This window comes from Motiliproteus coralliicola, from assembly GCF_003345655.1.
GTDB lineage: Bacteria > Pseudomonadota > Gammaproteobacteria > Pseudomonadales > Balneatricaceae > Motiliproteus > Motiliproteus coralliicola.
Genome location: NZ_QQOH01000006.1, coordinates 40597 through 52499, shown reverse-complemented (window position 1 = coordinate 52499; position 11903 = coordinate 40597). Strand labels below are relative to the sequence as shown.

12 protein-coding genes are annotated in these 11903 nt (G+C 57.9%); 9 read left to right on the top strand and 3 right to left on the bottom strand.

Annotated elements, in window-relative coordinates:
- Positions 1-5: 5 nt before the first annotated feature.
- Complete coding sequence (gluQRS, locus tag DV711_RS18165) at positions 6-929, bottom strand: tRNA glutamyl-Q(34) synthetase GluQRS (RefSeq protein WP_114697171.1); 924 nt, start codon at positions 927-929, stop codon at positions 6-8.
- A gap of 51 nt (positions 930-980) precedes the next feature.
- Positions 981-1409: an RNA polymerase-binding protein DksA gene (gene dksA, locus DV711_RS18160; RefSeq protein ID WP_114697170.1), complete on the bottom strand. Its 429-nt coding sequence runs from the start codon at positions 1407-1409 to the stop codon at positions 981-983.
- 311 nt (positions 1410-1720) lie between these two features.
- On the opposite strand from dksA, the gene sfsA reads away from it, so the two are divergent.
- Positions 1721-2437 carry a DNA/RNA nuclease SfsA gene (gene sfsA / locus DV711_RS18155; RefSeq protein WP_114697169.1) on the top strand — a complete coding sequence of 239 codons (717 nt, stop codon included), beginning with the start codon at positions 1721-1723 and terminating at the stop codon, positions 2435-2437.
- A 38-nt stretch (positions 2438-2475) separates the two neighbouring features.
- On the opposite strand, the gene DV711_RS18150 is transcribed toward sfsA, so the two are convergent.
- Positions 2476-2811 (bottom strand): Rieske (2Fe-2S) protein, encoded by a 336-nt coding sequence (locus tag DV711_RS18150; protein ID WP_114697168.1) that lies wholly within the window; start codon positions 2809-2811, stop codon positions 2476-2478.
- A gap of 127 nt (positions 2812-2938) precedes the next feature.
- On the opposite strand from DV711_RS18150, the gene moaB reads away from it, so the two are divergent.
- From moaB to DV711_RS19530, 8 genes are all read left to right on the top strand, one after another.
- Positions 2939-3487, top strand: a complete 549-nt coding sequence (gene moaB, locus DV711_RS18145; protein ID WP_114697167.1) for a molybdenum cofactor biosynthesis protein B — start codon at positions 2939-2941, stop codon at positions 3485-3487.
- Positions 3484-4752: a molybdopterin molybdotransferase MoeA gene (locus DV711_RS18140; RefSeq protein ID WP_114697166.1), complete on the top strand. Its 1269-nt coding sequence runs from the start codon at positions 3484-3486 to the stop codon at positions 4750-4752. The genes moaB and DV711_RS18140 overlap by 4 nt, the downstream gene beginning before the upstream one ends.
- A 441-nt stretch (positions 4753-5193) precedes the next feature.
- Entirely contained in the window at positions 5194-6192 is a 999-nt protein-coding gene (gene ubiU / locus DV711_RS18135) for a ubiquinone anaerobic biosynthesis protein UbiU (RefSeq protein WP_114697165.1), read from the top strand.
- Between the two features lie 21 nt (positions 6193-6213).
- Positions 6214-7128, top strand: coding sequence for a U32 family peptidase (locus tag DV711_RS18130; protein WP_114697164.1), 915 nt, complete (start codon positions 6214-6216; stop codon positions 7126-7128).
- A 144-nt stretch (positions 7129-7272) separates the two neighbouring features.
- The gene (locus DV711_RS18125; protein WP_114697163.1) at positions 7273-7713 is read left to right on the top strand and encodes a YHS domain-containing (seleno)protein; all 441 of its coding nucleotides are present in this window, start codon (positions 7273-7275) and stop codon (positions 7711-7713) included.
- Between the two features lie 184 nt (positions 7714-7897).
- Positions 7898-10189: a type I secretion system permease/ATPase gene (locus DV711_RS18120; protein ID WP_114697162.1), complete on the top strand. Its 2292-nt coding sequence runs from the start codon at positions 7898-7900 to the stop codon at positions 10187-10189.
- Complete coding sequence (locus DV711_RS18115) at positions 10186-11589, top strand: HlyD family type I secretion periplasmic adaptor subunit (RefSeq protein ID WP_114697161.1); 1404 nt, start codon at positions 10186-10188, stop codon at positions 11587-11589. The genes DV711_RS18120 and DV711_RS18115 overlap by 4 nt, the downstream gene beginning before the upstream one ends.
- Positions 11573-11899, top strand: coding sequence for a hypothetical protein (locus DV711_RS19530; RefSeq protein WP_165840165.1), 327 nt, complete (start codon positions 11573-11575; stop codon positions 11897-11899). Before DV711_RS18115 ends, DV711_RS19530 begins: the two co-directional genes overlap by 17 nt.
- The last annotated feature ends 4 nt before the right edge of the window (positions 11900-11903 follow it).

Genomic DNA, 11903 nt, shown 5'->3' with positions numbered 1-11903 from the left:
GACCGTCAGCGGTGTTCAGTTTCGAGCAGGGATTCGGGCAGATGCGGCTGCCGCGGGATCTGGGTCAGTTGCCAGTGCTCGCAACCCCAGGTCAGGATCTCATGGGCTTGCGCCTGCCGCAACGACTCTGGGGGTTGTTGCCCCAACAGCTGCAACGCCTGGTATAGGCTTGGGCCAGGATTGGTGGCGTCGATGGCGCTGGCGTAGGTCTGTTTACTCAGCTTCTGACCCATAGCATTCACCAGTATTGGAATATGGGCATAGCTCGGTGTCGGCAGCTCTAGCTGTTGCTGCAGATGGATCTGCCGGGCGGTGGAGCTGAGTAGATCGTAACCGCGGACCACCTGGTTGACCCCCTGGGCTGCGTCATCGATCACCACCGCCAATTGGTAGGCGAACAGGCCGTCACGGCGACGGATCACAAAATCGCCCACCTCGGTGGCCAACTGCTGTCGTTGTGGCCCTTGAATCGCATCGGTAAAGACGATGGTTTCGTCGTCGACGCACAGGCGGATCGCCAGCGGTAGATCGGACTCGATCGGCTGGCGCTGGCGGCAGTAGCCGTCATAGACGCGGCTTTTACGTAACAGGATTTGACTACGGGAGCAGTCGCAGCCGTAGGCGGCACCGGTCGCGATCAGTTGCTCGAGAACTTGTTGGTAATCCGGATGCCGTTGGCTCTGGTACCAGACCGGGCCATCCCATTCAAAACCGAAAGTTTCCAGGGTGTGCAGGATCTGGTCGGCAGCACCGGGGACCTCCCGGGGCGGATCCAGGTCTTCCATTCGAACCAGCCAGCGGCCCTGTTGGCTGCGGGCGTCGAGATAACTCGCCAGCGCGGCCAGTAGTGAGCCGAAGTGGAGTGATCCGGTGGGCGAGGGGGCGAAGCGGCCGATGTAGTCGGTGGCCGCAGTGGCGTGCTGAGTCAAAGTGCGCGGAGCAAGTAACGGTGCCGCTGCCGGAGCGACGGCACCTGCTTATCAGCTGCCCAGCTGCTTCTCTTTGATCTCTGCCAGAGTCTTGCAGTCGATGCAAAGGGTGGCGGTCGGGCGGGCTTCCAGTCGGCGGATGCCGATCTCAATACCGCAGGAGTCGCAGAAGCCATAATCGTCGGCATCGATGCGCTCGAGGGTTTCATTGATCTTCTTGGTCAGCTTACGCTCACGATCACGGGTACGCAGCTCCAGACTGAATTCTTCTTCCTGGCTGGCGCGGTCGGAAGGATCGGCAAAGTTGGCCGCTTCTTCCTGCATGTGGTTGATGGTGCTGTCGACCTCTTCCATCAACTCCTGTTTCCAGGCGTTCAGAATGTTTCTGAAGTGCTCGAGCTGAGGTTCATTCATGTACTCTTCGCCTTCAGCAGGCTGGTACGGCTCGTAGTGTTTCAGCAGTGATTCTTTATCTGGCATAGTCTGCCTCACTTCTTATAAAAACCATGCGGACGCCGCCGCGATCAATCCATTCACCAACGTCCGATTCGGCGTTGGTCTGATTCCATGCTGCGGGATCAAATAATAGCTGATCCGAAACAGGCGCAAGAAACTAACAGATAAGTATCCGGTGCGCCAGTGCAGCCGCTTCCGATTAATCCTTATAGCGCTGTTAGGGGCGCAGTGGAAGTGAAAATGACGCAGCTTTACTAGGGCTTTAGCGCTGTTGAACTTTGGTCGCGGGTTGGTATCGGTAACCAATTTAGCCCCCAAGCCACAGGGAATTTTAGATGAAATACGAGCAGCCGTTGCAACCGGCCAGATTGCTGAAACGCTATAAACGGTTTTTGGCCGATGTCGAATTGGCTGACGGCACCCTGATGACCCTGCACTGCCCCAACACTGGCTCGATGCGGAACTGTGCCGAACCCGGGAGTCGGGTCTGGTACCGGGATTCGCTCAATCCGAAGCGCAAGTATCCCTGTACCTGGGAGCTGGTTGAAGTCGAAGACAAGTACCTGGCCAGCGTCAATACCGCCCGGGCCAACGGTTTGGTGGAGGAGGCGATCCTCAACGGCTGGATTGCCGAGTTGCAGGGGTATCCCCAGTTGCGCCGGGAGGTGCGCTACGGCGAGGAGAACAGCCGGATCGATCTCTTGCTGTCGCAGCAGCCGCAGGGACGACCGGACTGTTACGTCGAGGTGAAGCAGGTCACGCTGTTGCAGGAAGAGGGTGTAGGACGCTTTCCCGATGCGGTCACCGAACGGGGGCGCAAGCACCTGCGTGAGCTGGAGCAGATGGTGGCCCAAGGGCATCGCGCGGTGCTGCTGTTCTGTGTTCCCCACACCGGGATCGAAGCGGTGGAACCTGCCGATCAGATCGACCCGGCCTATGGTCAGGCGTTGCGCCAGGCCCAGCAGGCCGGAGTTGAACTGCTGGCGTATCAGGCCGAGATTAGCCCGGAGCGGATCGAACTGGTCCGCCAGCTGCCGGTGCGACTGGATTAAGCCGGTGACCGGCTTGAGCGGATCGTCGAGGCCGCAGCTCAGTTCGGTTCTGACGGGATCGGATCGGCCCAGACCTCCCCGTCGCGCAGACTGAATTCGATCGGCTGCAGGGCTTGGCCCTGGCAGGGACCCTGAATACAGTCGCCGGTTTCGATCCGGAATAGCGCACCGTGGGTCGAGCACTGGATAAACTGACGCTCCAGATCGAGAAATTGGTCCGGCTGCCACTCCAGTGGAATGCCGCGATGGGGGCAGCGGTTCAGATAGAGGTACAGCTGGCCCTGGTGTTTGACCGCGATCAGCTTGTGCTCGCCCCAGTCCAGACCCTTGCTCTGGCCCTCTTCGATTTCGTCGATCCGACAGATTTGATCCATATTAATTCGTGCTCGTGATTGAATCCGGATAGACATTGTCAACGACTGAGGGGGCTGACACAATCTGTGGATTCGACCGCAGCTTCGCGTCCGTCTGCGGCAAGCCGTAAACAGGAGATTGTCCCCCATGGCCCACCACGCCAATACCGAATTCGTCCCCCTGACTCTCGCCGTGCTGACCTTGTCCGATACCCGTACGCCGGACAACGACACTTCCGGTGATACCCTGGTTGAGCGGTTGGAAGAGGCCGGTCACCACACCGGTGATCGGGCGATCATCCCCGATGATGTCTATCAACTGCGTGCCAAGGTTTCCCAGTGGATCGCCGATCCGGAGATCCAGGCGGTGCTGATCACCGGCGGTACCGGCTTTACCGCCCGCGATACCACGCCTGAAGCGGTGATGCCGCTGTTCGACAAGCAGATCGAAGGTTACGGCGAGCTGTTCCGACAGCTGTCCTACGAGCAGATCGGCACCTCAACGGTTCAATCGCGGGCCGTGGCCGGGGTGGCAAACCGGACCGTGATTTTCTGTATGCCGGGTTCGACCGGCGCCTGCCGGATGGCCTGGGACGGCATCATTCGCGAACAACTCGATGCCCGCCATAAGCCGTGCAACTTTGTAGAGATGGTATCGGTGAAAGGCTCGGGTTACTGCAAGGGTGTGCGCTCATGAGCGGATGCGGCGGTAAAGGTGGAGATAAGCCGTTGACCGATTGCTGCAGCCAGCCGGGCCTGATGCCGTTTGAGCAGGCGTTGGCGCAGTTGCTGGATTCGGTTCAGGGTGGCCAACAACCGGTTGAAAAGGTTCATCTGACCGCCGCCCTCGGGCGGGTGTTGGCTGAAGATCTATGCGCCGGATTGGATGTGCCGCCGGCCGATAACAGCGCGATGGACGGTTACGCGGTGCGGGTGGCCGATCTGGCGGCCGCAGCGGGTAAACCGTTGACTATCAGCCAGCGTATTCCGGCCGGGGTCGATCCTGAGCCGCTGCAGCCGGGTACCGTGGCCCGAATCTTTACCGGCGCGTCGGTCCCCGAGGGAGCCGATGCGGTGGTGATGCAGGAGAATACCGAGCGTGACGGCGAGCAGGTCAAGATGCCAACCGAGATCCCGCTGGGCGACCATATCCGCCGGCGGGGACAGGATATCGCCAATGGTGATGCCGTGGTTAAGGCCGGTACCCGACTGCAACCGCAGCACTTGGGGGTGTTGGCCAGCATCGGTATCGCCGAGCTGCCCTGTTACCGTCCGCTGCGGGTTGCGCTACTTTCAAGCGGTGATGAGCTGGCTCAGCCCGGTGAAGTTGCCGGCCCGGGACAGATCTACAACTCCAACCGCTACAGCCTGACCGGATTGATTCAGCAGCTGGGCATGGAGCTGATCGACCTGGGAACCATCGAAGATACCCGTGCGGCGACCATCGAGGCGCTGCAGGGTGCTGCCGCAAAGGCCGATCTGCTGATCACCAGCGGCGGTGTGTCGGTGGGCGAAGAGGACCATATCAAGGCGGCGGTCGAGCAACTGGGCGAGATCAGCCTGTGGAAACTGGCGATCAAGCCGGGCAAACCGTTGGCGTTCGGTCGTGTGGGTCAAACCCCGTTTATCGGCCTGCCGGGTAACCCGGTATCGGCGATGCTCTGCTTCCAGGTTCTGGCCCGTCCGGTGATGATGAAACTGCAGGGCGCCGGTGAGCTGCATCCCAAGTCGGTGATGCTGCCGATCGACTACCAGCGCAGCAAAGCGCAAAAGCGTCGTGAATACCTGCGGGTCCGTCGGGTTGAACAGGACGGCCAACTGGTGCTCAAGCCCTATACCAACCAGAGCTCTGGAGTATTGACGTCGGTGGCCTGGGCCGAGGGTTACGCGGTGATTCCGGCCGATGCCCAGATTGCACCGGGCGATTTGGTCGAATTTATCCCCTTCTCCGAGCTGGCGTAATCCGGCTCTGCGCAGCGGTTCTGTTCGAGACAGACCGCTGCCTGTTTCCATCCTGTTAAATTCACTTTCATTCTCTGTTTCCAACGGCGTCCCGGCCTGGCTGACCTGGCTCGGCACGGCGTCTGCGCTCGAACAAAAACTGGATTTAATTAGCCCTATGAATTGAATGGTTTTTGGGTATGATTGTCATCTCTTGAGAGTCAGGCCGCTGCGGCTGGCTATGAATTCAGTTTCCAGATTGGCGGTGGGCGTCGTACGGGCGGGCGGCTCAAATTGATAAGGATCATGGGAGCCTCAGGGCGGCTTTGCTACCTTGCCTGACCTATATGCTCGGGTAATTTTGACTCGCCTTCAGGTGACGGCTTCCAGTCCGGCTTGGCGGCCAATTGCTCTGCAGTAGCAACCAATCAGTTTAGGAATCAGCTAACTTAGGAATTAACTATGGAGTTGGTCTGTCCGGCGGGTAACTACCCGTCTCTCAAAGCCGCGGTCGATAACGGCGCCGATGCGGTTTATATCGGATTCAAAGACGATACCAATGCCCGCCACTTCGCTGGTTTGAATTTCAACGACAAAAAGGCCCACCGGGCGCTCGACTATGCCCGCAATAAAGGGGTCAAGGTGTTCGTGGCGGTGAATACCTATCCCCAACCCGAAGGCTGGCATCGTTGGCAGGCGGCGGTGGATATGGCCGCCGATCTGGGGGTGAATGCCCTGATCGCCGCCGATATGGGCGTGCTGGGTTATGCGGCCGAAAAACACCCGGAACTAGCGTTGCACCTATCGGTTCAGGGGTCGGCGACCAACTACGAGAGCCTGAAGTATTACCAGCAGCAGTTCAATATCCGCCGCGCGGTGTTGCCGCGGGTGCTGTCGATGGCTCAGGTACGCCAGGTGGCGGCTCAGAGTCCGGTGGATCTGGAAGTGTTCGCGTTCGGCTCGCTGTGCATCATGGCCGAAGGCCGTTGTCACCTGTCCTCCTACATCACCGACCAGTCGCCCAACAAGTGCGGCGCCTGTTCTCCGGCCCATGCGGTTCGCTGGGAAGAGCAGGATGATGGCGGACTGGAAACCCGTCTCAATAATGTCTTGATCGACCGCTTCGAGCCGGGCGAGAAAGCCGGCTATCCGACCCTGTGCAAGGGCCGATTCCAGGTGGGTGAACATACCTTCCACGCGATGGAGGAGCCGACCAGCCTGAACACCCTGGAACTGCTGCCGGAGCTGCGTGAAGTCGGCGTCGGGGCGGTCAAGATCGAAGGTCGTCAACGTAGCCCGGCCTATGTCGAGCAGGTGGTCAGCGTTTGGCGTCAGGCGATCGACGCAATGCAGGCGAATCCGGCGGGTTACAGCCCGAAACCGGAGTGGATGGCAACACTGGGTGGGGTATCCGAAGGCACCCAAACCACCCTGGGCGCTTATTCGCGCCCGTGGCAGTAATGCAGGAGAATCGAGGTCACTATGCAACTTTCACTGGGATCACTACTGTTCTTCTGGGACCGCGAACGGGTCTACAATTTTTATCGCGACATGATCGAGCAACCGGTCGATATCATCTATCTGGGCGAGAGCGTCTGCTCCAAGCGGCGTGAGCTGAAAACTGCCGAGTGGATCGAGCTGGGCCAGGAGTTGGCGCAGTCGGGTAAAGAGCCGGGCAAAGCGGCCGGCAAGCAGATCGTGCTGTCTTCGCTGGCGCTGATCGAAGCCGAGTCAGAGCTGAAAACCCTGCGTCGGCTGTGCGACAACGGCGAACTGATGATCGAAGCCAACGACATCGGTGCGGTGCAATTGATGGCCGAGCGCAAGCTGCCGTTCGTGGCCGGCACCTCGATCAACATCTACAACGCCCGTACCCTGAAAAACCTCTACGACAACGGCATGCGCCGCTGGGTCATGCCGGTGGAACTGTCCGGCAAGGCACTGGCCGATATCCTGACCGATGCCCAATCGATGGGAATCGATGGCGAGCTGGAGACCGAAGTGTTCAGCTACGGACTGATGCCGTTGGCTTATTCGGCGCGCTGCTTCACCGCCCGGGCTCGAAACCTGCCCAAAGATCGATGCCAATATGTCTGCCTGGAATACCCCGACGGCCTGCCGATGAGCAGTCAGGAAGACCAGGAGGTGTTCACCATCAATGGTATCCAGACCCTGTCCGGCCAGACCTACAACCTGTTGCCGGAGCTGGACGAGATGAAACGGATCGGGGTCGATATCGTTCGCCTGAGTCCGCAGGGTGAGGAGATGGCGTCGGTGATCAAGCAGTTCCGCGATCAACTGGACGGTAACTCGAATCAGATTCCGATCATCCCGCAGGATGCGGTCAACGGTTATTGGTACGACGATGCCGGGTTGGTGAATACTCACCAATCCTGATCCGCAGGGCATCCCGATTCAGAAAGCCACCGACCCCGGTGGCTTTTTTATTGCGGGTTTGATTCTTGGTCGGAATCAGCGCTGCAACAAATGACGATTTCAACCGTCTATGCTCCCAAATCCGTTCTAATCAGGAGCATCCGAATGAAATCTCTGCTCGTCCTGCTGACCTCTTTGCTGCTTTGGAGCAGCGTTCAGGCCGGCCCGGTGAATACCCAGGGCTGGGGCAACAACGCCATCGAAGGCTACGACCCGGTGGCCTACTTCACTGAATCCAAACCCGTTCGTGGGGACAGTGATTACTCCTACAAATGGCAGGGTGCCAACTGGCGCTTCAGCAGTGCGGAAAACCGCGATCGCTTTATTCAGAATCCGACCGCCTATGCCCCCCAGTATGGCGGTTACTGTGCCTACGCGGTGGCCAACAACTACACCGCCAGCATCGACCCGTCGGCCTGGACGATTGTCGACGGCAAGCTGTATTTGAACTACTCCAAGTCGGTGCAGAAAACCTGGTCCAAGGATATTCCCGGCTATATCCAGAAGGGTGATAAACACTGGCCTGAGCTAAAAGAAACGTTATAACACTGGATCCGCAGTTTGGGCTGTTGAAGCACTTCAGTTTTGCTACGTAACACTAACTGTTAAATAAGGTTTTGCGCATCTAAAACAGTAAGTTGTGCGCGCTTTAATGGTGTGAGATATTTTGTATCATTAAATGGACCCAGGATGGAGTCCGGCATTGTGATCAGCAACAAGGATGTTGTATATGCTGAGTTCTGCACAGGCTGCTTCAACCAATTCGGAGCAGCCATCTTCTCCAGAATTAGACACCGGCTTATACAGCCTCGTCTCTATAGCCCGTTTTCATCGCCTTCCGGCCGAACCGGATCAGCTCAAGCACCAGTTTGGCCGCGACCAGCAACCGCTGGATACCCAAGATCTGTTACGGGCCGCCAAAGCTCTGGGGTTTCGCGCCAAGCAATCCACTACCACGCTTCAAGGCCTGCAGCCACGCTCGTTACCGGCCATCGGCCGGGATCGCAACGGCAATTATTTTATTGTCGCCAAGGTATCGGAACCCGAACCGGGTGCCGATAAAGCTGACTGGCGAGTCTTGATACAGCAGCCTGGTCAGCGGGCACCCCAAACCCTAAATCAGCAGGAGTTTGAAGAACTCTGGTCCGGCGAACTGATTCGATTGGCGTTGCGTGGCGGACAGGGACAAGGGCAGGGGTTGTTTAACCTCAGCTGGTTTATCCCGGCGCTGCTGAAGTATCGCAAGCATTTTACCGAGGTGATCATAGCCTCGTTCTTCCTACAGCTGTTCGCGCTGGCCACACCGCTGTTTTTCCAGGTAGTGATGGACAAGGTGTTGGTCCACCAGGGCTTTACCACCCTGGATGTGCTCGCATTCGGCTTCTTTGTGCTGGCGTTTTTCGAGGCTACCATCGGCGGCTTGCGTCATTACCTGTTTGCCCATACCGCCAACCGGGTCGATGTGGCGCTGGGGGCCAAGTTATTTAATCACCTCACTGCATTGCCACTGGCCTATTTCGAAGCCCGCCAGGTGGGGCAGAGTGTCGCCCGAGTTCGTGAGCTGGAGACCATCCGCAACTTCATCACTGGTACCGCGCTGACGCTGATTATCGACCTCTCCTTCACCCTCGTGTTCTTTGCGGTGATGTGGTATTACAGCCCGACCCTGACGTTGATCGTGCTGGCCACCTTGCCCTGCTATGCGTTGCTGTCGATCTTTATTACCCCGATCCTGCGCCACCGGCTGGACCAGAAATTCAAGCATGGGGCCGAAAACCAGGCCTTTCTGGTGGAGTCGGTCACCGGTATCGAAACTCTCAAGGCGATGGCGGTGGAGCCGCAGATGCAGCGGCGTTGGGAAGATCAACTCAGCAAGTATGTCACCGCTTCTTTCCGTAGCCAGAACCTAAACAATATCGCCAACCAGATTGCCGGGTTTATCAGCAAACTGACCACGCTGGGGATTATCTGGTGGGGCGCCCATCTGGTAATCGGCGGTGAGCTGTCGGTGGGCCAACTGATCGCCTTCAACATGATCGCCGGGCGGGTTACCGGGCCGATCCTGAAGCTGGTACAGCTATGGCAGGACTTCCAGCAGGCGGGTATCTCGCTCAAGCGCCTGGGCGATATCCTCAATACCCCCCGCGAGCCGGGTTACAACCCCAACCGCAGTACGCTGCCCAGCCTTAAAGGTGCGGTCAGTTTCGAGCATGTCGGCTTTCGTTACCGCCCCGACGGGCCGCAGATATTGAACGGCGTCAACCTGCAGGTGCGCCCGGGCGAAGTCATCGGCATCGTCGGTCGCTCCGGCTCCGGCAAAAGCACCCTGACCAAGCTGGTGCAGCGGCTCTATGTGCCCGAATCGGGCCGGGTGCTGGTGGACGGCGTCGATCTGGCGATGGTCGACACGGCCTGGTTGCGGAGAAATATCGGTGTGGTGCTGCAGGAGAATTTCCTGTTCAACCGCTCGATCCGCGAGAATATCGCCCTGGCCAACCCCGGTTTGCCGATGGAGGCCGTGGTCCATGCCGCCAAACTGGCGGGTGCGCATGAATTTATTCTGGAACTACCCGAAGGCTACGATAATTCGGTCGGCGAACACGGCTGCAACCTGTCCGGCGGCCAACGCCAGCGTATCGCTATTGCCAGGGCGTTGATCGCCGACCCCCGAATCCTGATCTTCGACGAAGCGACCAGCGCACTGGACTACGAATCCGAACGGATTATTCAAGACAACATGGCCGCCATCAGCCGGGGCCGCACCCTGTTTATCATCGCCCACCGGCTCAGCACCGTGCGTCAATGCGATCGGATTATCGTTATGGACAGGGGGCGGATTATCGAGTCCGGCAACCATGAGCAGCTGTTGGCACAGAAAGGCGAATACGCCCGTCTTAACAGCTTCCAGTCCAGCCTGCCGAACGCGGCGGCCCGGCGTCGAGCGGCGCAAAGAGAAGTCGATCAGCCGCACCAGCCTCAAACCACTGCAGCCCAATCCACCGTGGAGGGCATCAGCGAATGAACCCGATACGCGCACTGATCAATGCCTGGCAACGGCGCGGCAGCCTCGGTGATAACCATATCGCCCGTGACGAGCTGGAGTTTCTACCGGCGGCGCTGGAAATCCAGGACCGGCCACCGTCGCCGATGGGGCGGGTGATGATGTGGACCCTGATCGGATTGTTTCTGATCGGTGTGACCTGGGCCTGTGTCGGCAAGGTCGACATCGTCGCTGTGGCCGAAGGCAAGATCGTCCCCAGCGGTAAGATCAAACCGATCCAGCCGTTGGAAAAAGGTGTAGTCAGCCGAATTCTGGTCAAAGATGGCGAAGCGGTGATTCAAGGGCAGCCGCTGGTGGAGCTGGATGCCACCCAGACCGAGGCCGACCAACAACGCCTACAACACGAACTCCTCACCACCCGACTGAACCTGGCCCGCCAGCAAGCCCTGGCCAACCGGTTGGCTAGTTCTGACACTGAAGCCGACACCAGCGACCAACTGATTATCTGGCCACAGCAAGCTTCCGAACCCCAGAGACAACTGCACCAGAGTTTGTTCGATCAACAGTGGGCCCAATACCAGGCCCAGACCCAGGCGCTAAAGCGCACCCAGGCCGCCAAGCTGGCCGATAAAGACGCCAGTCAGGCGCGTATCCGCAGGCTGGAATCCACCCTGCCGCTGATCAGCGAGCGAGCCGACGCGCTGAAACAGCTCAGCGAGCGCAAAATGGCCGCCCGCAATCAATACCTGGAGCTGGAATCCGAACGGGTCGATAACGAGCTGGAGCTGGTCGAAGAGCAGGCGCGCCAGCGCCAACTACGGGCTGCATTACAGGAGACCCAAGCCCAACTGCAGGTGCTTCGATCCCAAAGCCGCGCCCAAGCCTTCGAAGCCCTGGCCGAAAGTCGGCGTCAACAGCGCTCACTGGCCGAAGAACTAAGCAAAGCCCAAGATCGCAATCAACGACAGGTCCTCTACGCCCCGGTCGACGGCATCATCAAAGAGCTAGTATTGGCCTCCCCCGGTGAAGTCGTCACCCCGGCCCAACCACTGATGCAGATCGTCCCCCGTGAAGAAGCACTGGTGGTCGAAGCCTACTTGGCCAACAAAGATATCGGCTTTATCCGCGCACAGATGGATGCCGCCATCAAAGTCCACACCTTCCCCTTCACCAAATACGGCCTGATCGAGGCCGAAGTTATCCAAGTCAGTGCCGATGCCTTGGCTGACGAAGAGAAAGGACTGATCTATAAAATGAAACTGTTAATGGATCAAGACTGGCTGAAGGTGGAAGGGAATAAAGTACAATTAATACCGGGGATGGCTGTGACCGCTGAGGTTAAAACCGGGACAAGGCAATTAATTGAATACTTTTTGGCGCCCTTGCTGCGGTATCGTCAGGAGAGTGTTAGGGAAAGATGAGTTTTATTTATTAAATAAATGGTGTGAAATTAAAATTATGACAACGGTTCAGTTTTTGATACAGGCTATATACTTTATATTATTGTTTATAGGCCTTTTTCTGGGAGTGTTTTTTTCAGGAAAAGTTGAGAGTTTATTTTTAAATCTGGTCTCAACTTTGTTGGTCACGATTGGGGTTTTGGTTTTGTTAGGATTTATAAAACAGGTTGTTAATAAAGAAATAATTCCGCTATGGCTTCAGGTATTAATATGCTCATGGTTAGCTCTCCTCTTTGGAGGGGTGTTAGGCTCTATGTTTAAGAATATTTGAAATG